Here is a 22,100-nt window from a genome sequence, read left to right as displayed (position 1 = left end):
AAATACCGATAGCACAGCCAGCCTGTTCGGCTGGATGGCGTGGACGCCGGAAGTGGCCATCTTCTTCATTTGCATCGGCTTTATGCTGGCCGGCATGACGGTGTGGCAAATCCGTTCGCCCAGCATCGAACGAAAAGGTTTCCTGCCCATGCCGACGACGCGCGGCGACCGCCTGTTCATCGGCTTGCTCACGGCGGCCTACGTGAACCTGGCGTGGGCGGGATTTACGGAAATGCAGCAGGCGATAGGTGCCGCCATCAGTTTTGTACTTTTATTAGTGGTAATGCGTTGGGGGTGAGCCGGCTTGCCGGTGTTGATGGAGGCCGGACCGTCAGCAGGCGGCCGGCAATAAAATAAAAGGAGATTCACGATGAAATTGAAGTTCACGGTCTTCGCGGCTGCGGCCATGCTCGTGTCGAATGCGGCCCTGGCAGACGCCAAGCAGGCGCAAACCTGGATCGACAAGGAATTCCAGCCATCCAGCCTGAGCAAGCAGCAACAGCTTGCTGAAATGAAATGGTTCATCGATGCGGCGGCCAAGCTGAAAGCCAAGGGCATCAAGGAAATTTCCGTGGTCTCGGAAACCATCGACACCCACGTCTACGAATCGAAGACCCTGGCCAAGGCCTTCGAGGAAATCACGGGCATCAAGGTGCGCCATGACATCATCCAGGAAGGCGACGTGGTGGAAAAGCTGCAAACGTCGATGCAGTCCGGCAAGAGCATCTATGACGGCTGGATTTCCGATTCCGACCTGATCGGCACGCACTACCGCTATGGCGCCGTCGAACCGCTGTCCGACTACATGGCTGCCAAGGGCAAGGAATTCACGAACCCGGGCCTGGACCTGAAGGATTTCATCGGCATCAGCTTTACGACGGCGCCCGATGGCAAGGTGTACCAGTTGCCCGACCAGCAGTTTGCCAACCTGTACTGGTTCCGCGCCGACTGGTTCGCGCGCAAGGATTTGCAAGCCAAGTTCAAAGCCAAGTATGGCTACGAGCTGGGCGTGCCGCAAAACTGGTCCGCGTATGAAGACATCGCCGACTTTTTTACCAATGACGTGAAGGAACTGGACGGCAAGAAAGTCTATGGCCACATGGATTACGGCAAGAAAGATCCATCCTTGGGATGGCGCTTCACGGATGCGTGGCTGTCGATGGCTGGCGCGGCCGACAAGGGCATTCCGAACGGCATGCCGGTCGACGAATGGGGCATCAAGGTGGCGGCCGACAAATGCACGCCCGTGGGCGCATCGATGTCGCGCGGCGGCGCCACCAATTCGCCGGCGGCCGTCTTTGCGCTGACGAAATACATCGACTGGATGAAGAAGTACGCGCCGCCGCAGGCGAACGGCATGAATTTCTCGGAATCGGGCCCCGTGCCGGCGCAGGGTGAAATCGCCCAGCAAATCTTCTGGTACACGGCGTTTACGGCCGGCATGACGAAACCGGGCTTGCCGGTGGTGAACAAGGACGGCACGCCGAAATGGCGCATGGCGCCGTCGCCGCACGGCCCGTACTGGAAAGAGGGCATGCAGAACGGCTACCAGGACGTCGGTTCCTGGTTCCTGTTCAAGTCCACGCCGGATGACCGCAAGGCCGCCGCCTGGCTGTATGCGCAATTCGTCACGTCGAAAACCGTGTCGCTGAAGAAATCCATCGTTGGCCTGACCTTCATCCGCGATTCCGACATCCGCCACGATTATTTTACAAAGCACGCGAACGAGTATGGCGGCTTGATCGAGTTCTACCGCAGCCCCGCCCGCGTGGCGTGGACGCCGACAGGCAACAACGTGCCCGACTATCCGAAGCTGGCGCAGCTGTGGTGGAAGAACGTGGCCACGGCCATCACGGCGGAAAAAACGCCGCAAGCCGCCATGGATAACCTGGCCGAGGAAATGGACCAGGTCATGGCGCGCCTGCAACGTGCCGGCATGAAGGCGTGCGCGCCCAAGCTCAATCCCAAGGTCGATCCGAACCAGTATCTGTCGGACCAGCACGCCCCATGGAAAAAGCTGGCGAATGAAAAGCCGAAGGGTGAAACGATTGCCTACGACAAGCTGCTGCAAGCCTGGAAAGAAGGCAAGGTAAGGTAAACTGCCTGCGCTGTCCTGAGGGCACGGAGTGAACACCCTCCGTGCCTGTTTTTACCCGTTTTTCGCACCACCAGACAATGACCAAATACATACTTGCTTTAGATCAGGGCACCACCAGTTCGCGCGCCATCCTGTTTGACCATGCGGGCCGGCCGCACGCCAGCGCGCAGCGCGAGTTTCGCCAGATTTTCCCCCAGCCGGGCTGGGTCGAGCATGATGCGGGCGAAATCTGGGCGTCGCAAGAGGGCGTGCTGCAGCAGGTCTTGCGCGACAGCGGCGTGGCCGCTTCCGACGTGGCCGCCATCGGCGTGACCAACCAGCGCGAAACGACGGTGCTGTGGGAGCGCACCACGGGCGAACCCGTCGCCAATGCCATCGTCTGGCAAGACCGCAGAAATGCGGCTTACTGCGAGCAACTGGTCGAGCAGGGCAAGGCGGACTTGATCCAGCAAAAAACGGGTCTCGTGCTGGACGCCTATTTTTCCGCCACCAAACTCAAATGGCTGCTCGACAACGTTCCCGGCGCCCGCGCGCGCGCCGAGCGGGGAGAGCTGGCTTTCGGCACCGTCGACAGCTGGCTGATCTACAAAATGAGCGGCGCCCATTTGACGGACACGAGCAACGCGGCGCGCACCATGCTGTTCAATATCCACACCCTGCAATGGGACACGGACCTGCTGGCGCTGCTGGACATTCCCGCCTCCCTGCTGCCCGATGTCGTGCCGTCGAGCGGCGTGGCGGCGCACACCTATACCGACTTGCTGGGCGTGCCCGTGCCGATCGCCGGCATCGCGGGCGACCAGCAGGCGGCGACTTTCGGCCAGGCCTGTCTGAAACCGGGCATGGCAAAGAATACCTACGGCACGGGCTGCTTCATGCTGATGAACGTGGGCAAGCGCCCCTTGCCATCGAAAAACCGGCTGCTGACGACGGTGGGCTGGAGCCTGGGCGCGGGCAGCGACAAGACCGATTATTTGCTGGAAGGCAGCGCCTTCATCGCCGGTGCGGCCGTGCAATGGATGCGCGATGGCATCGGTATCATCCGCGACTCGTCCGAAGTGGAAGCCTTGGCCACCAGCGTGCCCGATTCGGGCGGCCTGGTCTTCGTGCCCGCGTTCGCCGGCCTCGGCGCGCCGTACTGGGACCCGTATGCGCGCGGCACCCTGATCGGCATCACGCGCGGCACGGGCAAGGCGCACATCGCGCGCGCGGCGCTCGAGGGCGTGGCTTACCAGAACGTGGACGTGCTGTCGGCCATGCAGGATGACGCGGGCATCGCCTTGAGCGAGCTGCGCGTTGACGGCGGCGCGGCCCGCAACGACATGCTGATGCAGTTTCAGGCCGACATCCTGAATGTGCCCGTGGTGCGTCCCGTGGTGACGGAAACGACGGCCCTGGGCGCCGCCTACCTGGCGGGCCTGGCCGTGGGTTTCTGGGAATCGCAGGAAGAAATCGCCGCCCAGTGGCAGGTGGGACGCCGCTTCGAACCGGCCATGGCGGCCGACGAGCGCTTGAGCCGGCTGCACAAGTGGCAGCGCGCGGTGGAGCGCTCGCGCGACTGGAGCGAGTGACTGCTTACTGGCCTGGCCTTGCCATCAGCCTTGCCACCCGCTTCAGCAGGCCCGGCAGTAACAGGGCCGCGCTGGCGGCGCACAGGGCGCTGGCGGCATAGGCAAGGCTCGCCGTGATCGATTGCGTTGCAAATGCCAGCGCGAAACTGCCATATAGCACCGCGCCGCACAGCGCGCCCGCGCAGGCCGACAGCCAGTGTCCATGCGCCACGTCCACACGCCGCGCCAGCGCGCCAAAGGCGGCGATGCACAGCCCCAGCATCAGCACGCCAAACAGAGACAGGCTTGCAGCAGCGCCAATCGGCTCCGCATCGGCGGCGGCCATCGATGGCACTGCGCATACGGCCACCAGGCCAAAACCGGCGGCAAAGGCAAGTATCTTCATGTTCAGGATTTCACGTAATACACAAGGTAGCCCACGGTTTCCCTGGGTACGGAATACAGGTCGCGCAACTCGAAATAGGGCGCATGCACGTTGCCACTGACGGTGATGCCGGCCCGTTCCAAAGCCAGCCGGAAGCGGGGCACGTGAAAGTATTGCGTGGCGACCATGGCTGTCTTCCAGCCGTGTGCGCGCATCAATACCGCCGCATTGCGGGCCGTGGCGTCCGTGGTCCAGCCTTGATTATCCTCAAGGATGGCGCTGGCCGGCACCCCGCGCGATTGCAGGTAGCGGGCCATGGAAGCGGCCTCGTCAAAACCTTCCTTGCCCGTGGCCCCGCTGACGAGGATGCGCGGCGCCCGGTGTTCCTGGAATTGCTTGAGCGCCACGTCGAGTCGTGCCTGCAGGCGGGGGCTGGGCGTGCCGTCGGGCAGGATCGTGTTGCCCGGCACGACGATCACGTCGGCCGGGACCAGTTTGTCGTTGAGTCCTGCCAGCACCAGGGCGGCGGTGGCCAGCAGGAACAGACCGGCAACGCTTGAACCGAGCAGTATTATTTTTCGCATTGCGCATCATCAAGTAAGGAATGGACGCATGATACCCGTCCATTCCCGCCGGCGTCAGTTCGCCTGCGCCTTGCGCGCGCGCTGGTTCGACAGGTAAATATTGTCCTTTTCCAGCGGCTTGCCCTCGCGCACGGCAGCGAGCCAGTCCTGCGTGCTGGCGACGGCGGCGAAATTCGAGTGGAACACGGCGCTGAAGACGCGGTGGATTTCCTCGGCGCTGGCCGTGCCGCCCGCGTTGGCGTAGGGCAGGGTGCCAGTGGCGTCCTGCAGGAATTCGACTTGCAGGCCGTCGTGCGCGGCGTGGTAGATGGTGGCCGCGTCGCAATTGTGCGTCATGTAGCCGACCACCGTCAGGGTATCGATGCCGTGGCCCTCCAGCCAGGCGCGCAGGTCCGTGCCCGCAAACGCGCTGCCCATGCTCTTGTTGATGCGATGGTCGGCGGCAAACGCGGCCACTTGCGGGTGCAGCTGCCAGCCGTCGCTGCCTTTTGCAAAGATGGGAGAAGCTTCCGGCGCATCGTGCTGGACGACGATGACGGGCACGCCGGCGGCGCGGGCGGCGGCCATGGCGGTGACGATGTTGGGCAGAGAAATATCGACGGACGGATATTCGATGGGCATGTCGCCCGTGAAGTATTCATTTTGTACATCGATGACGAGCAGGGCGCGGCGCGGGGTGGTGGATGTTGTGGCAGACATGGATAACTCCTGGCATGGTTGAACGGGGAAGGGCTTCCCCGATACCGTCATTGTCTGCCCGCATGCTGTCAATAAAAAGTGGCCCGAAGGCCTGTATGCGATAAAATCGGGCCATGACTACTATTCCCGCTTCTGCCTCTCCCTTGAGCGTGGCCGTGATCGCCTTCGACGGCATGACGCCATTTCACTTGTCCGTGCCTTGCCTCGTGTTTGGCGCCCAGACGGACGAGGCCGATCTGCCGCCTTTCCACGTGCGCGTGTGCGCCGCCGATCCCGCGCCCTTGCGCACGGCGGCCGGTTTTGCCATTACACCCGAGTTCGGCCTGGAAGGATTGGACGGGGCCGATATCGTCATCATGCCGGCCTGGCACGACGATTGCCGCGCTGCGACGGCACCCCTGGTCGATGCGCTGCAGGCCGCCAGCCGGCGCGGGGCGCGCATGGTGGGCCTGTGCCTGGGCGCGTTTCCCCTGGCGCAGGCGGGCTTGTTGGATGGCAAGAGCGCAGCCACGCACTGGGGCATGGCGGACCGGCTGGCGGCCCGCTATCCCAGGGTCAGGGTGGACCGGGAAGTGCTGTACGTGGATGATGGCGGCGTGCTCACGTCGGCGGGCGTGGCGGCCGGCCTCGATTGCTGTTTGTACCTGCTGCGCCAGCTGGCCGGCGCCGAGGTGGCCAACCGCGTGGCGCGCCGGCTGCTGGTGGCACCGCACCGCCAGGGCGGGCAGGCGCAATTCATCGCACGTCCGTTGCCCGTGTCCGGCAGCGAAGGGCGCTTTGCCGACGTGCTCGCCTGCGTGACGGCCAGCCTGGGCCAGGCGCACAGCATCGACGCGCTGGCCGAACGGGCCGCCATGAGCCGGCGCAATTTCACGCGCCACTTCCGCCAGGCGACAGGAACGTCGTTCAAGCAGTGGTTGTTGAACCAGCGCCTGGCGCATGCGCAAGGCATGCTGGAGAAAAGCGCCGCCTCGATCGATGTCGTGGCGCAAGAGGCCGGCTTCGGCACGGCCCTGTCGCTGCGCCAGCATTTCCAGGCGAATTTGAAGACGTCGCCCTCGGCGTATCGCAAGTTGTTCCGGCAGCAGCTAGGCCAGCTCGCTTGACCATAGCGCCACCGGGTCGCGGCTGCCCTGCGGCAGCATCGCGCTGACGCCGATTTGCCGCGCAATGAAGGCGGCCGGCTCGAAGGCGTAGCGCTCCTGGAAGGACACGGTTTCCGCGCTCATCAGTTCGGCGTAGGTCTGCATCAGGGTCGAAGCGCAACGGTAGTTTTCCTGCTCCAGATAGGTGGCGATGGCGGCCAGCAGCACGGGGTAATCGGCATTTTCCTTGCTGCCGCCAAAGTTGAACGACAGCTGCCCGCAGGCGCGCCAGATGGGATCAAATTCCCCCTCCGGCACCGCCTGCGTGCGCAGCCATTGCAAAGCCTTGAATGGCGGGCCGCCAAACGATGGCGGCGAAATGATGGCCTGGATGGCCACCTTGACGGCTTCCCCGATTCTTCCCGCGCGCACGTACTGGCCATGCAGCAGCACCAGGGCGTCCGTGTATTCGGGCACGATGGCGAGCGCCGCTTCCAGCAGCGCGATGGCCGCGTTCGGGTTGCGCTGAGTAATCAATTCCTTGGCTGCCAGGAAGGCGGCGCGCGGCGAAGCGGGGTCGTCGGTCAGCGATGGCGTGCCGACATACTCGTCCTCCGCTGCTGCATGGGCTTGCAGAAACGCCGTCAGGCTGGAAAAATGCGGCTGGATGCGCCATTCGTCGTGCCACGTTTCGACCACGATCGGTTCGCACGCTTCGCGGCCGATGGGCCAGTACAGGCCGAAAGTGTCGCCGTTGCCCAGCGCCCCTTCGGCGAACGGGGTGAAGCCGAGCGGTGGATACGCAGTCGTGTGTTGCCAGTCTTGTTCGACGGAGATGTGGGCGAGGTTTGCGGGTCGTTGCATGGAGGTAGGGAAGGATAAAACGCCAGTGTAGGGCAAGCGGGCAGCGTCAGGCGCGCGTATCGCACGGCCTGCAAGCAATAACTGAACTGATAAAATAGGGGATTCTTTGCCCAGGCGGCCTCGCCATGTCCAGCACACTCCACTCTGCCATCGACCTCAGCTTTCGCAGCTACGCGGAAATTGGCGCGCCGAACCGGCATGATTTCGTGCAATTGGTGTTGCCCGTGCACGGCCAGCTGCTGCTGGAAATCGACGGCAGGGAGGGAAAAGTCGATACGCAGCTCGGCGTGGTGATACCGGCTTACACCTGGCATGCCCAGCATAGCAAGGTGGCCAACCATTCCATCATCCTCGACGTGGATGCGGCTGCCGTGGCCAGCGGTAGCTGGCAGCGCCTGCTGGAACGTCCCTATACGGCGATCGGACTAGGCGCCCGCAAGCTGATTGACTATCTGGGCGTCATGGCGCAGCAGCAGGCGCTGACGCCGGCCATCGTCACGGGCTGGACGCCGCTATTGCTCGATACCTTGCTGCTGGGAGAGCCGCAACCGCGCTCGCGCCTGGGCGCGCTGATTGCCCGCGTGCAAGCCGAGCCGGGATTGCCGTGGTCGACGGCGTCGATGGCGCGCTTTGCCAGCCTGAGCGTCAGCCGCCTGCACGCGCTGTTCCGCGAAGAGCAGGGCAGCAGTCCGCATGCCTGGTTGTTGCAGCAGCGCATAGTACGGGCTTGCGAATTGCTTGCCGCCAGCGACGCCAGCCTCGCCGAGATCGCGCTGGCGGCCGGATTTTCCGAGCAGAGCGCGCTGACGCGTGCCATGCGTGCCAGCATGGATGTCACGCCAGCGGCCTACCGGCGCGCATGTCGCGAGAAACGGTCAATAAGGCAGTAGCTGGCGCCAAGAATAGACGCGGCAGAGTTGCCACAATCTCCTTTTCAGGAGATTGACCATGCATCAAGAGAACAAGAGCGGGCTGGGCATGCTGGCCGGCATAGCCGCGGGCGCACTGTGGGGGCTGGTATTCCTGGCGCCGGCGCTGATCCCCGCCTTCCAGCCGCTGGAACTGTCCGTGGGCCGCTACCTGGCGTATGGGTTGATCGCGGCCGTGCTGGTCGCGCCGTCGTGGCGGCGCCTGCTGCACACCTTGACCTGGCGCGAATGGCGCGGGCTGATCTGGCTCAGCCTGACAGGCAATATCGTGTATTACGTGCTGCTGGCCAGCGCCGTGCAGACGGGCGGCGTGGCCATGACGTCGATGGTGATCGGCTTGCTGCCGCTGGTCGTCACGCTCGTGGGCAGCCGCGACCGGCATGCCGTGCCCCTGCGGCGCCTGATTCCTTCGCTGGTGCTGAGCGCGGGCGGGCTGGCCTGCATCAGCTGGCAGTCGCTGGCGCATCCGGGCCACTCGTCCCTGCTGGGGTTGCTATGTGCGCTGGCGGCGCTGCTGTCGTGGACGGTGTATGCGGTCGGCAACAGCCGCTGGCTGGGGCGGCTGCGCTCGGTCTCGGCGCAGGAATGGAATTCGCTGACGGGCGTGGTCACGGGCGCTGCCGCGCTGCTGCTGGCTATTCCCGTCGCGCTTGCCGCACCGGCCCAGCTTGGCACCACGGCCTGGCTGCAGTTTGCCGGCGTCGTCACGGGTGTCGCGCTGCTGTGTTCCGTCGTCGGCAATGGCTTGTGGAACCATGCCAGCCGCGTCCTGCCGCTGACCTTGATGGGACAGATGATCGTCTTTGAATTCCTGTTTGCCATGCTGTACGGCTACTTGTGGGAGCAGCGCTGGCCCACGCTGGCCGAGGCCGTGGCCACCATGCTGTTGCTGGCAGGCGTGGCGGCGTGCGCCGCGGCGCACCGGCCGCCTACTTGCGCGGCTCGTGTATCCTGAATTTCCGCACGATGCCTGCCTGGTCGAACATGACGGCCACCTCGCGCGTGCCCTTTTCGCCCAGCAGGGGGATCAGGCGCGTCATCTTGGGTGCTTGCAGCTGGTTCTTGTAGACCCAGACCTCATAGCCGGGATCGAAGCTGACGACGGTGGCGTTGCCCAGGGCAGCGTCGAGGTCGAGGCGGGTGGTCTTGCCCACCTTGATGTTTTGATAGATGGCGCCATTGTCCGGCGCGCGGTTGACCTTGTATTCACTGGCGGTGCACATGGCCACGGCCAGGCCCGCGAGGCAGGAAGCTGCCAGTTTTATCAATGTGTTCATATGGACTCCCAGTGTGCATCACTGCTTCCAATCTCAGAGGGGACGGGCGTGATGTCAGGACAGGAGTGTGCTTGTGTCGCCGCGAATGTGCTACAAGATTATACAAAGGTGCAAAATTTTATGCTGTCGGTACCGGTAGGCGGTACCTTCACCGATTTTGCAGCACGTCGGTCGACAGCGCCAGGGTTTCCTTGATTTCTTCCATCACCACATAGCTTTTCGATTGCGCGGCGCCGGGCAGCTGCAGCAGCATGTCGCCCAGTAGCTTGCGGTACTCGGCCATTTCATGGATGCGCGCCTTGATCAGGTAATCGAAGTCGCCCGACACCAGGTGGCATTCCTGTACCTCGGGAATTTGCAGCACTTCGCGGCGGAATTGCTCGAAGGCGGACGCGGATTTTTGATTCAGCGTAATCTCCACAAAGACGAGCAGCTTGGCGCCCAGCGCGGCCGGGTTCACCCTGGCATGGTAGCCCGTGATTACGCCGTCGCGCTCCATGCGCTTGACCCGCTCGATGCAGGGCGTGATGGACAATCCCACCTGTTCGCCCAGGTCTTTCATCGAGATGCGGCCATCCTGTTGCAGGATGCGCAGGATGTGGCGATCCAGCTTGTCGAGGCCACGTGCCGATTCTTTAAGGATTCTCATGATTTATTGCTGAATATCTCGATTTATACGTGAACAAATACTGGCTCTTTCCCAATATGATAGCGGTTAATCTGGCGTCAGCCTAAAAAATATAATGAGGAAACTATGCGTATCGTGATTCTGGGTAGCGGCGTCATCGGCGTCACCAGTGCTTACTATCTGGCCAAGGCTGGACATGAGGTGACCGTCATCGACCGCCAGCCGGGCCCGGCACTGGAAACCAGCTTCGCGAATGCGGGGCAAATCTCGCCCGGCTACGCTTCGCCATGGGCTGCGCCCGGCATTCCCCTGAAAGCCGTGAAGTGGATGATGCAGCGCCACGCACCGCTGGCCATCTCGCTCGACGGCAGCGTCGCCCAGCTCAAGTGGATGTGGCAGATGTTGCGTAATTGCACACCGGAAGCGTATGCGGTGAACAAGGAACGCATGGTGCGCCTGGCCGAATACAGCCGCGATTGCTTCAAGGTGCTGCGCGCCGAGGCCGGCATCACGTATGAAGGCCGCCAGCAAGGCACGATGCAATTGTTCCGCACCGAAAAGCAATACAACGACGCTGCCAAGGATATCGAAGTGTTGAAAGACGCGGGCGTGCCGTATGAAGTGCTGCAGCGCAACGAGCTGTCGCGCGCCGAACCGGCCCTGGAAGCGGTCAAGGATAAACTGTTCGGCGGCTTGCGCCTGCCCAACGATGAAACGGGCGATTGCCAGCTGTTTACCACGCGCCTGTCCGAAATGGCCGTGGCGCTGGGCGTGAAGTTCCGCTATGGCGTCGCCATCGATGCATTGCTGACGCAGGGCGATGAAATCGCTGGCGTGCAATGTGGCGCGGAAATCGTCAAGGCCGACTCCTACGTCGTGGCGCTCGGTTCCTATTCGACGGGCTTCATGAAGCCGCTGCTGGACATTCCCGTGTATCCGCTGAAGGGCTATTCGATCACCGTGCCTATCGTCAACGCGGCCAAAGCGCCCGTGTCGACCATCCTCGATGAAACCTACAAGATCGCCGTGACGCGTTTCGACGACCGCATCCGCGTGGGCGGCATGGCGGAAATCGCTGGCTACAACCTGAACCTGAACCCGCGCCGCCGCGAAACCCTGGAAATGGTCGTCAACGACCTGTTCCCCGGCGGCGGCAACACGGCCGAAGCCACCTTCTGGACGGGTTTGCGCCCGATGACGCCGGACGGCACGCCGATCGTCGGCCGCACGCCGCTGCGCAACCTGTTCCTCAATACGGGCCACGGCACCCTGGGCTGGACCATGTCCTGCGGCTCGGCGCAATTGCTGGCCGACCTGATGTCGTCGAAAAAGCCGGCCATCCTGGCCGACGACCTGTCCGTCAGCCGCTACAGCGGCGCACAGGGCAATGGCAAACTGCAACACGCGGTGGCTTGAGATGGGGGCCAGCATGCCTCCAAAGGAACGTAGCGGCGCCATCCTGACGGTGGACCTCGATGCCGTGCGCGCCAACTACCGCTTGTTGCGCGACAAGGCGCATCCTGCCGCCTGCTCGGCCGTCGTGAAGTCCGACGCGTATGGCCTCGGCGCCGCGCAAGTGGGCGCGGCCCTGTATGAAGAAGGTTGCCGCCATTTCTTCGTGGCCCACCTGGAAGAGGGGATCAGCCTGCGCCCGCACGTGGCGCCGGACGCCGCCATCTTCGTGCTGCACGGCCCGCCCGTCGGCACGGAAGGCGAATTCACGGCCCATGGCTTGACGCCAGTGCTCAACAGCGAGCCCCAGGTGGCGGGCTGGCGCGCGCATGCGAAGGCGCTGGGCAGCACACTGGACGCCATCGTGCAGGTCGATACGGGCATGTCGCGCATGGGCCTGTCGCCGCAGGAAATCGACGCCTGGCTGCTGGACCCGCACTTTCTTGACGGCATCAAGGTGCGCTACATCATGAGCCACCTGGCCTGCGCCGACGAGCGCAGCAACCCCATGAATGGCGAGCAGCTGGCCCGTTTCACCGCCATCCGCGCCCGTCTGCCGCAGTACCGCGCCAGCCTGGCCAATTCCTCGGGCACCTTTTTATCCCCCGATTTCCACTTTGACCTGGTGCGTCCCGGTGCGGCCCTGTATGGCATCGGGCCGCAGGGCGGCGAACCGAATCCCCTGCGCTCCGTGGTGCGCCTGCAAGGCAAGGTCATGCAGACGCGCACGATTGCCGCCGGCGACCACGTGGGCTACAGCCGCCGCTACACGGCCAGCGAGCCGCGCCAGGTGGCCACTGTTTCCGTCGGCTACGCCGATGGCTGGCTGCGCAGCATGAGCAACCAGGGCCTGGCCATCGTCGACGGCGTGAAAGTGCCGCAGATCGGCGCCATCTCGATGGATTCCATCACGCTCGACGTGAGTGCCATCGCCGGCGACCGCGTCGCGCCGGGCAGCCTGGTCGACCTGATCTGCGCCGAACATCCGGTCGACGCGGTGGCGGCCATGGCCAATACCATCGGCTATGAGGTGCTGACCAACCTGGGCGGACGCTATTACCGCGAGTATCGAGGCTTGGCGCAGTCTGCACGCTAGAAGCGCAAAACCGATGATTGTGTGGCAAGATAGCCCCGGTGTGAACTCCACTCCGGGGCTTCTTTTTAATCATCATCGGGGATTTATATGAGTCAATATAACGTTGCTATCATCGTCGGCAGCCTGCGCAAGGATTCCCTCAACCGCAAACTGGCTGATGCGCTCGTCAAGCTGGCGCCGCCCGAGTTTTCCTTCAAGCACATCGAAATTGGCGACTTGCCGTTGTACAACCAGGATGACGATGGCGCGCAGTCCGAGCAGGTGCTGCGTCTGAAGTCGGATATTTCTGCTTCGCAAGCTTTGCTCTTCCTCACCCCCGAATACAACCGCTCGATCCCCGGCGTGCTGAAAAACGCCCTCGACCAGGGCTCGCGTCCGTATGGCCAGAGCGTGTGGGGCGGCAAGCCGGGCGCAGTGCTCGGCGTTTCCGTGGGCGCCACGGGCACGGCGCTGGCGCAGCAGCATTTGCGCAATGTGCTCGCTTACCTGGACGTGCCGCTGCTGGGACAACCGGAAATGTTCATCCAGGCCAAGGAAGGCTTGTTCGACGAGCATGGCGGCATCGGCCCTGCCAGCCTCGGTTTCTTCCAGGGCTGGATGCAGCGCTACACGGACTGGGTCCGCAAGCACGCCATCCACGCTTGATGCATATCAAGGCGGCAGCGCTCTGCGTTGCCGCTTGTACACATTCTTTGACCATGGATGCCAACATTTCAATATTGGCACGGGTGTCTCGGTATAATGCGCCCTTTCTTTAGCGCAATACTTTCTCTTGTCGACCCCATGTGGACTAAACCTGTTCTGCGCATGAATTTGCGCCGTTTGATCGTGCTCGTGGCCTTCGCCAGCGCCCTGGTGTCCCTGGCCAATACCTTCTATGCCAGCTACAGCGTGCAGCGCCAGTTGCTGATCGATACCACGCTGGAAGCGAACCACGCTTACGCGAGCAAACTGGCCAGCACGGCCGAGGACTTCCTGCAGTCGGCGCGCCAGCAGCTGGCCTACAGCGCTGGCAGCCTGCCATCGCGCATGGGCGACGAGCACTGGCTGACGGACGAGGCGCAGCGCCTGCGCCTGCAAACGAACAGCTTCAATTCCGTACTCATCGTCGATGCCCAGGGCAAGGTGCTGGGCGTGTCGCCGGAAACCCTGGCCTTGAAGAACCGCACGCTCGATTCGGCCGGTGCCGTGCAGGCGCTGCGCGAACGGCGCCCGCTGGTGACGCAGCCGTACGTCTCCTCGGCCGGCAACCTGGTGGTCTTCATTTCGCATCCCATCCTGGGCAAGGATGGCCGCTACCTCGGTTATGTGGGCGGCAGCATCTACCTGAAACAGAAAAACATCCTGTACACCATGCTGGGCCAGCATTACTACCGCGACGGTTCCTACCTGTACGTGGTCGACCAGAGCCGGCGCCTGCTGTACCACCCGGACCCCGAGCGCCTGGGCGACGTGGCCGGCAGCAATGAAGTCATCGACGCCATCATCGCGCAGCAGGGCGGCGGCAACCGGCGCATGCACAACAGCCTGGGCGTGGACATGCTGGCCGGCTACGCCATCATGCCGTCGACGGGCTGGGGCATCGTGGCGCAGCGCCCCACGGCCATGACCCTGGCCCCGCTGAACCAGCTGATGGCCAACACGGTATGGCATTCCCTGCCGATTGCCTTGCTGAGCCTGCCATTCATCTGGTGGCTGGCCAGCCTGATTTCGCGGCCCCTGGTGCAGCTGGCCGAGGGCGCGCGGCGCATGGATGCGCCCGGCACTGCCGAGCACATCGCCGCCATCCGCTCCTGGTACGTGGAGGCGGCGCAGATCAAGAAAGCCCTGCTGAAGGGCCTGGCGCTGTTGCAGAACAAGATCGGCAAGTTGAAGACGGACGTGCAGACGGACCCGCTGACGGGGCTGTCGAACCGGCGCGGCATGGCGGCGGCGCTGGATGCGTGGCAGGCACAGGCGCGGCCGTTTTCCGTCATCGCCATCGATATCGACCATTTCAAGCAAGTCAACGACCAGTGGGGCCATGCCGTGGGCGACGACGTCATCCTGCGCCTGGCGCAGCTGATGCGCGCCTGTTCGCGCGATGCCGACGTGCTGTGCCGCAATGGCGGCGATGAATTCATCATGCTGCTGCCTGATGCCGACCTCGACGTGGCCATGCAGGTGGCCGAGCGCTTGCGCGCCAAGGTGGCCGCCGCCGTGATTCCCGGCGCGGGCTTTGTCACGGTATCGCTGGGCGTCGTATCGTCGGAACAGGAGGCGGGCAATACGGACGCCGTGCTGCGCGCCGCCGATGCGGCCCTGTACGTGGCCAAGGAAAATGGGCGCAATTGCGTGGGCATCACGGAGCCCGCCTGACAGGCGGGCCGTGCGGCATGAACTGATACGCTGTTTTCTGTTGCATCTGAGCCTGTTTCGTTTGCCTGCCAGCGCTTACCATATAGCCCTGATGAGGTACAACGAGGATAACGGACATGGCAGGGTTGGATGTTGATGACGTTTGAGCAAGAACTTGGTATCCGCTGCGACGTCAATGGGCGGCCACACCCGCTGGCCTTCCTCGGATGCCGCGGACTCAACTATGGCCAGCACAGCGTGCTGCCGCTGCACCCGTTTCGCCTGAGCGTGCCGGAAACGGCGCTGGCGGGCCTGCTCGACGAACCCTTCAACAGTTTCGTGCAGGATTGCCGCGCAGACGACCTGCAATATGAGGAAAGCGACTTGCCCGCGCTCAGGGACGCTGGCTACCCCGACATCACGGCCATGCTGGCGGGTCACCGGCCGCTGCTGGCTGAAATGCTGTACGACTTCATGATCAGCGATTTGATGGACGCGATCGGGCGAGCCAGCGGCTACCGGAGCCAGGTTCCACGCTACTGGGGCGATGTGGAGGCGGCGGACAACCGCGCGTATTTCATCGTCAATGAAGTGGAGACAGTCTCCTTCGCCGATGGCCAGGTCATCTTCGAAGGGCAGGGCTACTACGGCGTCTATGTCATCTGGCTGACGCACGGCTGCCGGCGCAAATAGGGGCTTGACCTTCCTCATGTGGGAAGGTTTATAGTGGCGCCATGAACCGTGCCTTTTTCCGCTTTCTCGCCCGCTCGCTGCTCTGGCTGCTGGCCGTCACGCTGCCCATGCAGGGCTTTGCGTCGGCCATGCGCAGCTGCTGCGTGGACGAGCTGGCGGTCGCCGTCACGGTTGCCGTCGAGGTCATGCAGGCACCCCAGTGCCATGACATGGGCGACATGGCCGGCATGCACATGCAGGACCAGCCGATGAAAATGGCCATGGACGATGGCGGCGCCACGCACCATGGCCACGATTGCAGCAACCATGGCGCGTGTACCGTGGGCGCCACGGCGCCGCCCGGCATGCCAGCCTTGCACGCCTTGACCCTGCGCGCGCCGCCTCCCGCGCTGGCGCCCGATTCCCTGTTCGCCGGGCATATCCCGCCTGGTCCCGAACGTCCCCCGAGAAGCACGCGCTCCGCCTGACCGCCCGTTGAACCTGGCGGTGCCGCCGTCGCACGTCCCTGCACGTTGCACCGGCCGCGCCAGCGTTCCAGTCGCGCGCCCGCCGCGCCACACCCTGTCATTCAAGGAATACCATGAAACACCTGTTCAGCCTCGCGCTGGCTGTACTGCCGCTGGCCGCCGCAGCGCAATCCCCGTCCGCCCCGCAAGAGGCGCAAGCATCCGTGCCGGCCACCACTTACCGCTCCGCCTTCGCCGGCTACCGTCCCGCCGCCGAGGACGACGCCACGTCCGACCAGGCCTGGCGCGCCCTCAACGAGAAAGTCGGCAAGGCCGGCGGCCACATGGGCATGATGAAGATGGAAGGCCACAAGATGGATGGCCACAAGATGGAAGGACACAAGATGCCGATGCAGCATGCCATGCCCAAGCCGGGTCCCAAGCCGGATGCCCAGCCGGCCCCGCAACACCAGCATGAAGGACACTGACATGGCCCGCTTCACAAAATCAACTTGCCTGACGCCGCTGGCGCTGGCGGCAATCTTGCTGCTGAGCGGCTGCGCCAGCTTCAGCCAGGATGGCGGCATGCAGGCGGTGTCCGCGCTGGCCGACGCCCGCACGGGCGCTCCCGCAGCGTTGGCCGACAAGGGCGGCGAGGAAAAATTGGCTGCCCTGCTGGCCCAGCCTCTGGATGCCGACAGCGCCGTGCGCATCGCCCTGATGAACAACCATGGCATGAAGGTGGCGCTGGCCGAACTGGGCGCGTCCGAAGCGGATCTGGTGCAGGCGGGGCGCTTGCGCAATCCCGGCCTGTCGTTCGGCCGCTCGCATGGCAGCCATGGCAATGAAATCGACCGCGGCGTCAGCTTCGACCTGGCCGGCCTGCTGACCATGCCGCTGCGCGTCAACATCGAGCGGGGCCGCTTCGAGCAAGCCAAGCTGCAGGCCGCCAATAGCGCCGTGCAACTGGCGTCGGACACGCGCCGCGCGTATTTTACTGCCGTGGCCGCCGTGCAGACGGAAGCTTTCATGCAGCGCGCGCTGCTGTCGGCCGAGGCGGGCGCTGAACTGGCCACGCGCTTGCAGCAGGCGGGCAACTGGAGCCGCCTCGACCAGGCGCGCCAGCAAGTGTTTTACGCGGACGCCGTCGGCGACCTGGCCCGCGCGCGCCACCAGGCCACGGCCACGCGCGAACACCTGACGCGCTTGCTGGGCCTGTGGGGCAAGCAAACGGCCTTCACCTTGCCGTCGCGCTTGCCCGATTTGCCAGCCAAGCCAGCCGAGGCGGGCAATATCGAGGCGCAGGCGATGGAGCAGCGCCTCGACGTGCAAAGAGCGAAACTCGACGCGCATGCGACGGCCGACGCGCTGGGCCTGTCCAAGGTGACGGGATTCGTCAACGTGCTCGACGTGGGCTATAGCAACAAGAGCAGCAGCGAGGCGCCGCGCGAAAATGGCTATGAAGTCTCGCTGGAATTGCCCCTGTTCGATTGGGGCTCGGCGCGCAATGCGAAGGCGCAAGCGTTGTACGAGCAGTCGCTGCAGCGCACGGCAGGCACGGCCGTACGGGCCCGCTCGGAAGTGCGCGAAGCTTATTCGAGCTACCGCACGGCCTATGACCTGGCGCGCCACTACCGCGATGAAGTTGTGCCGCTGCGCAAGACGATCTCGCATGAAGTATTGCTGCGTTACAACGGCATGCTGGCCAGCGTGTTCGAACTGCTGGCCGATGCGCGCGAACAGGTTGCCAGCGTCAACAGTGCCATCGAGACCCAGCGCGATTTCTGGATTGCGCAAACCGAACTGCAAGGCGCCATCAATGGCAGCGGCCCAGCCAACAAGGAATAATGATGATTACACGTAGAAACTTTTTCATGAACGCGGGCGCTGTCGCCCTGAGTGCCGCCGCTGTCAGCAGAGTCGGTGCGGCATCGTTGCCGGAAGCCGTCAGCATGGCTGGCGCCGACACCAAGGCGCCGCCACCGCCGCCGAACGGGCGTCCATACAACCCCGTCGTCACCCTGAATGGCTGGTCCTTGCCTTGGCGCATGAACAACAACGTCAAGGAATTCCATTTGGTGGCCGAACCCGTCGTGCGCGAACTGGCGCCCGGCATGATGGCCAACCTGTGGGGCTATAACGGCCAGTCGCCAGGGCCCACCATCGAAGTGGTGGAGGGCGACCGGGTGCGTATCTTTGTCACCAATAAATTGCCGGAGCACACCAGTGTGCACTGGCATGGCCAGCGCTTGCCCAACGGCATGGATGGCGTCACGGGCCTGACCCAGCCCGGCATTGCCCCGGGCAAGACCTTCGTCTATGAATTCGTCGCCAAGCGGCCCGGCACCTTCATGTACCACCCGCATGCCGATGAAATGACGCAGATGGCCATGGGCATGATGGGTTTTTGGGTGACGCACCCGAAAGACCCGAACTTCATGAAGGTGGACCGCGATTTCGTCTTCTTGCTCAGCAACTACGACATCGATCCTGGCAGCTACACGCCGAAGATCATGACCATGACGGATTTCAACCTGTTCACGTTCAACAGCCGCGTCTTCCCCGGCATCGACCCCATGGTCGTGCGCCAGGGCGACAAGGTGCGCGTGCGCGTGGGCAATCTGACCATGACGAACCACCCGATCCACATGCATGGCCATGAATTCGAGGTGACGGGCACGGATGGCGGCTGGACGCGCCCCGAATCGCGCTGGCCCGAAGTGACGACGGACGTGGCCGTGGGCCAGATGCGCGCCGTGGAATTCACGGCCACGGACCTGGGCGACTGGGCTTTCCACTGCCACAAGTCGCACCACACGATGAATGCCATGGGGCATGACGTGCCCACCATGATCGGCGTCGACCACCAGGGCGTGGCCGCGAAGATCAACCAGCTCGTGCCCGGCTACATGGTGATGGGCGAGCGGGGCATGGCCGACATGGGCGAGATGCAGATGCCGATCCCCGACAATACCTTGCCGATGATGGCCGGCGACGGCCCCTTCGGCGCCATCGGCATGGGCGGCATGTTTACCACGGTCAAGGTGCGTAAGGACCAGAAACCGGGCGACTATCGCGACCCGGGCTGGTACAAGCATCCGGCCGGCAGCGTGGCCTATGAATGGACGGGCGCCTTGCCGGAACCCGTGCGCGGCCAGGGTGCGGGCAAGCAAGTGGTGAAAGGTGGCGTCGAGATGACGGTGCGTAAACCTGGCGCTCACACGGGCCATTAACGCGGGCAAGCAGGTACAGTCCTGAACGGCTTGCCTAGCATGGCAAGCCGTTTTGTGTGTTGCTATAAATCAATGAATTGTTGTTTGGTGACAATCCGAGCATTTTTTTCCGTGTTTTTTCTTTATATTCAAGCCAGTACGCTCCAGTTACATCGAGTATCGGCCAGTCTTATGGGAGAAATCATGTTGAACCGGATGAAGGTGGGAACGCGCTTGCTGGCGGCTTTTTTTTGCGTTGCGCTGATGGGGGCCATCGTGGCCGGCATCGGTATCTTCAACATGGGCAAGATCGATACCATGGCGGGGCAGATGTACAACCATGAATTGTTGGGCTTGTCGTACATCAAGGAAGCCAATATCGCCTTGATCAAGGTGGGCCGCGCGCGCAGCAATTTCCTGCTGGCCACGACCGCCGAGGAGCGCGCCACGCGGCAGGCCGACATCGCCAAATTCCTCGAGTTAAATAAAAGCTACCTGGCCAAGGCGGAACCGCTGTTCGTCACGCCGGCCGCCAAGGAACTGTTTGCCCGCTTCGCCGCTGTCGAGGCGGAGTACATTGCCACCATGCAACAAGCGCTGACCCTGGCGGCGGCTGAACCGCTGGCTCAGCGCAGCGCGCAACTGGTCGAACTGCTCAACAAGACGCGCCTGCATGCCGATGAGCTCGACGGTGTGCTCGACAAATTATCATTGCAGAAAGAAGAGCGCGCCAAGGCTGCTTCCGAGCAAGCCTCGGGCGTGTACCAGGCCAGCCGCAGTTTCATGATCGCGCTGGTGCTGGGCAGTGTGGCCGCCGGCCTGGCGCTGGGTGCGCTGATCACGCGCGGACTGACGCGCCAGCTGGGCGGCGAACCGGCGTATGCCGTCAAGATCGCCGGCGCCATCGCCGAGGGCGACCTCACCGTCGATATCCGCACGGCCAGCCACGACAGCGCCAGCCTGTTGTTTGCCATGAAAACCATGCGCGACAAGCTGGTGGGCATCGTCAGCCAGGTGCGCTCGGGAACGGACACCATCAACACGGCCTCGGGCGAAATCGCCCAGGGCAACCTCGACCTGTCGTCGCGCACGGAAGAGCAGGCCAGTTCGCTGGAAGAAACGGCGTCATCGATGGAGCAGTTGACGTCGGCCGTGCGGCAGAACGCGGACAATGCGCGCCAGGCGAATGCTCTGGCCGGTGCCGCCTCGGAGGTGGCCGGCAAGGGCGGCGCCGTGGTGGGGCAGGTGGTGCAGACGATGGAATCGATCAATGCGTCCTCGCGCAAGATCGTCGACATCATCAGCGTCATCGACAGCATCGCCTTCCAGACGAATATCCTGGCCTTGAACGCGGCCGTGGAAGCGGCCAGGGCGGGCGAGGAGGGGCGCGGATTTGCCGTCGTGGCATCCGAAGTGCGCAACCTGGCGCAGCGCTCGGCCAGTGCCGCCAAGGAAATCAAGACCCTGATCGGCGACTCCGTCGAGCAGGTGGAGATCGGTTCCAAACTCGTGCATGACGCGGGCAAGACGATGGATGAAGTGGTCGCCAGCGTGCGCCAGGTGGCCGACATCATGCAGGAAATCACGGCCGCCAGCGCCGAGCAAAGTGCCGGCATCGAGCAAGTCAACGAGGCCGTGCTGCAGATGGACCAGGTGACGCAGCAAAACGCGGCCCTGGTGGAGGAGGCGGCGGCTGCCGCCGAATCGCTGCAAGACCAGGCGCAAACCCTGACGGAACTGGTGGGCGTGTTCCGCCTGCATGCCCAGGCGCAACAGATGGCCGTGCCTGCGTCCAGCAACGTCACGCCGCTGCGCCGGCCGGCGCCACCCGCCAGGCAGGGCGTGCGGCGCCTGGCCTGACGGCGGCGGGCTGGGCGCAATCGGCGCGGTGGTGGTAGGCTGTCGCTATTGCGCGTTTGCCACTTCCGGGTTTTCCATGCCGTCACCTTTCCTGCCGCAGTTATGTTTCTCCCTGCGTTTCTCTTTGCTGTTGCTCTCCCTGGCGCCGCTGGCGCAGGCGCAGCAGGGTGATCCCGTCCTGCCTTACCGTCCTTCGGTGGCCAGTCCCGCCCAGCTGCCCGTGCCGGGCCAGCTGGAATTCGAGGCTGGCGGCCTGCTGTCGAAAACGGACGACACGCGCCGCGCCAGCCTGCCGTACACGTTCAAACTGGCGTTTACGCCCGAATGGGGCGTGCTGCTGGAAGGCGAGGGCTTCGTGCGCGCGCGCGACGCAAGGGGCCGGCGCGAAACGGGCGTGGGCGACACGACGGTCGTGCTCAAGCGGGCCTTTTTGCTCGACAGCGCCACGGCACTGGGTCTGGAGCTGGGCTGGAAGTTGCCGACAGCCAAGGACAGCATCGGCAGCGGCAAGAGCGACGTGTCGCTGAACGGCATTCTCAGCCGCGACCTGGGCGCCGTGCACGTGGATGCCAACCTGAACGCCACGCGCCTGGGGGCATCCGACCCTGGCGCGGGCAGGGTGCAAACGGGCTGGGCGACCTCCTTTTCCACGCCCGTCAGCGACCGCTGGGGCGCCACGGCGGAAGTGTCGGGCACGCGCTTGCGCGGCGCGCCGGCCACGGCGCAGCTCTTGTTGGCCGCCACCTACAGTCCCACGCCGCGGCTGGCCATCGATATCGGCTTGGCGCGCGGTGTGACGGCGGCGTCGCCGGACTGGTCGCTGTTCAGCGGCCTGGTCGTGCCTTTGGGTAAGCTGTGGTGAGATTGCCACGGCTTTCCTTATGTGTCCTTGCGAACAAACAGTT

General features: G+C 63.9%; 23 protein-coding genes. 17 read left to right on the top strand and 6 right to left on the bottom strand.

Annotated elements, in window-relative coordinates:
* Positions 1-22 precede the first annotated feature (22 nt).
* The 3 genes from U0004_RS20065 (at position 23) to glpK (ending at position 3,669) form a co-directional block, all read left to right on the top strand.
* Positions 23-298: a DUF2160 domain-containing protein gene (locus U0004_RS20065; protein ID WP_070256648.1), complete on the top strand. Its 276-nt coding sequence runs from the start codon at positions 23-25 to the stop codon at positions 296-298.
* Between the two features lie 72 nt (positions 299-370).
* Positions 371-2,098, top strand: a complete 1,728-nt coding sequence (locus U0004_RS20060) for an ABC transporter substrate-binding protein (RefSeq protein ID WP_034779106.1) — start codon at positions 371-373, stop codon at positions 2,096-2,098.
* 77 nt (positions 2,099-2,175) lie between these two features.
* Positions 2,176-3,669: a glycerol kinase GlpK gene (gene glpK, locus U0004_RS20055; protein WP_070256603.1), complete on the top strand. Its 1,494-nt coding sequence runs from the start codon at positions 2,176-2,178 to the stop codon at positions 3,667-3,669.
* Positions 3,670-3,673: 4 nt separating this feature from the next.
* Here the strand turns inward: glpK and U0004_RS20050 are convergent, their stop codons facing one another.
* The 3 genes from U0004_RS20050 to U0004_RS20040 are packed head-to-tail and all read right to left on the bottom strand — an operon-like array spanning position 3,674 to position 5,316.
* A complete protein-coding gene (locus tag U0004_RS20050) occupies positions 3,674-4,054 on the bottom strand; it encodes a hypothetical protein (protein ID WP_070256604.1) in 381 nt (126 codons plus the stop codon).
* 2 nt (positions 4,055-4,056) lie between these two features.
* A complete protein-coding gene (locus tag U0004_RS20045; protein WP_070256605.1) occupies positions 4,057-4,617 on the bottom strand; it encodes a YdcF family protein in 561 nt (186 codons plus the stop codon).
* Positions 4,618-4,671: 54 nt separating this feature from the next.
* A complete protein-coding gene (locus tag U0004_RS20040; protein WP_070256606.1) occupies positions 4,672-5,316 on the bottom strand; it encodes a cysteine hydrolase family protein in 645 nt (214 codons plus the stop codon).
* 143 nt (positions 5,317-5,459) lie between these two features.
* Here U0004_RS20040 and U0004_RS20035 point away from each other — a divergent pair, with 143 nt between their 5' ends.
* Positions 5,460-6,422, top strand: a complete 963-nt coding sequence (locus U0004_RS20035; RefSeq protein ID WP_081345631.1) for a GlxA family transcriptional regulator — start codon at positions 5,460-5,462, stop codon at positions 6,420-6,422.
* Here the strand turns inward: U0004_RS20035 and U0004_RS20030 are convergent.
* Positions 6,405-7,265, bottom strand: coding sequence for a tetratricopeptide repeat protein (locus tag U0004_RS20030; protein ID WP_070256608.1), 861 nt, complete (start codon positions 7,263-7,265; stop codon positions 6,405-6,407). The two genes, U0004_RS20035 and U0004_RS20030, sit on opposite strands and share 18 nt — an antisense overlap.
* A gap of 125 nt (positions 7,266-7,390) precedes the next feature.
* Here U0004_RS20030 and U0004_RS20025 point away from each other — a divergent pair, with 125 nt between their 5' ends.
* Both U0004_RS20025 and U0004_RS20020 read left to right on the top strand, forming a co-directional pair.
* A complete protein-coding gene (locus tag U0004_RS20025; protein WP_070256609.1) occupies positions 7,391-8,155 on the top strand; it encodes an AraC family transcriptional regulator in 765 nt (254 codons plus the stop codon).
* A gap of 58 nt (positions 8,156-8,213) precedes the next feature.
* Positions 8,214-9,149, top strand: a complete 936-nt coding sequence (locus U0004_RS20020) for a DMT family transporter (RefSeq protein WP_070256610.1) — start codon at positions 8,214-8,216, stop codon at positions 9,147-9,149.
* On the opposite strand, the gene U0004_RS20015 is transcribed toward U0004_RS20020, so the two are convergent.
* Together U0004_RS20015 and U0004_RS20010 are read right to left on the bottom strand one after the other, a co-directional pair.
* Positions 9,124-9,471, bottom strand: a complete 348-nt coding sequence (locus U0004_RS20015; protein WP_099378671.1) for a hypothetical protein — start codon at positions 9,469-9,471, stop codon at positions 9,124-9,126. The genes U0004_RS20020 and U0004_RS20015 overlap by 26 nt on opposite strands.
* Positions 9,472-9,619: 148 nt before the next feature.
* Positions 9,620-10,120 (bottom strand): Lrp/AsnC ligand binding domain-containing protein, encoded by a 501-nt coding sequence (locus U0004_RS20010; RefSeq protein WP_070256612.1) that lies wholly within the window; start codon positions 10,118-10,120, stop codon positions 9,620-9,622.
* Positions 10,121-10,225: 105 nt separating this feature from the next.
* Here U0004_RS20010 and U0004_RS20005 point away from each other — a divergent pair, with 105 nt between their 5' ends.
* The 11 genes from U0004_RS20005 (at position 10,226) to U0004_RS19955 (ending at position 22,057) form a co-directional block, all read left to right on the top strand.
* Complete coding sequence (locus U0004_RS20005; RefSeq protein ID WP_070256613.1) at positions 10,226-11,515, top strand: D-amino acid dehydrogenase; 1,290 nt, start codon at positions 10,226-10,228, stop codon at positions 11,513-11,515.
* Positions 11,516-11,528: 13 nt separating this feature from the next.
* Positions 11,529-12,647, top strand: coding sequence for an alanine racemase (alr, locus tag U0004_RS20000; RefSeq protein WP_231958061.1), 1,119 nt, complete (start codon positions 11,529-11,531; stop codon positions 12,645-12,647).
* Positions 12,648-12,734: 87 nt separating this feature from the next.
* Complete coding sequence (locus tag U0004_RS19995; RefSeq protein ID WP_070256615.1) at positions 12,735-13,292, top strand: NADPH-dependent FMN reductase; 558 nt, start codon at positions 12,735-12,737, stop codon at positions 13,290-13,292.
* Positions 13,293-13,454: 162 nt separating this feature from the next.
* Positions 13,455-15,005, top strand: coding sequence for a sensor domain-containing diguanylate cyclase (locus tag U0004_RS19990; RefSeq protein ID WP_230521087.1), 1,551 nt, complete (start codon positions 13,455-13,457; stop codon positions 15,003-15,005).
* Between the two features lie 135 nt (positions 15,006-15,140).
* Positions 15,141-15,677: a hypothetical protein gene (locus tag U0004_RS19985; RefSeq protein WP_139144152.1), complete on the top strand. Its 537-nt coding sequence runs from the start codon at positions 15,141-15,143 to the stop codon at positions 15,675-15,677.
* A gap of 41 nt (positions 15,678-15,718) precedes the next feature.
* Positions 15,719-16,144 (top strand): hypothetical protein, encoded by a 426-nt coding sequence (locus U0004_RS19980; RefSeq protein WP_070256620.1) that lies wholly within the window; start codon positions 15,719-15,721, stop codon positions 16,142-16,144.
* Between the two features lie 113 nt (positions 16,145-16,257).
* Positions 16,258-16,611 (top strand): hypothetical protein, encoded by a 354-nt coding sequence (locus tag U0004_RS19975; protein WP_070256622.1) that lies wholly within the window; start codon positions 16,258-16,260, stop codon positions 16,609-16,611.
* 1 nt (position 16,612) lies between these two features.
* The gene (locus U0004_RS19970; protein WP_070256626.1) at positions 16,613-17,971 is read left to right on the top strand and encodes a TolC family protein; all 1,359 of its coding nucleotides are present in this window, start codon (positions 16,613-16,615) and stop codon (positions 17,969-17,971) included.
* 2 nt (positions 17,972-17,973) lie between these two features.
* A complete protein-coding gene (locus tag U0004_RS19965; protein WP_034783083.1) occupies positions 17,974-19,356 on the top strand; it encodes a multicopper oxidase family protein in 1,383 nt (460 codons plus the stop codon).
* Between the two features lie 183 nt (positions 19,357-19,539).
* Entirely contained in the window at positions 19,540-21,195 is a 1,656-nt protein-coding gene (locus U0004_RS19960; protein ID WP_115057632.1) for a methyl-accepting chemotaxis protein, read from the top strand.
* Between the two features lie 76 nt (positions 21,196-21,271).
* Positions 21,272-22,057 carry a transporter gene (locus tag U0004_RS19955; RefSeq protein WP_230521092.1) on the top strand — a complete coding sequence of 262 codons (786 nt, stop codon included), beginning with the start codon at positions 21,272-21,274 and terminating at the stop codon, positions 22,055-22,057.
* Positions 22,058-22,100 lie beyond the last annotated feature (43 nt).

It is taken from the genome of Janthinobacterium lividum (assembly GCF_034424625.1).
GTDB classification, from domain to species: Bacteria; Pseudomonadota; Gammaproteobacteria; order Burkholderiales; family Burkholderiaceae_D; genus Janthinobacterium; species Janthinobacterium lividum.
This window is presented reverse-complemented; position numbering and strand designations above follow the sequence as displayed.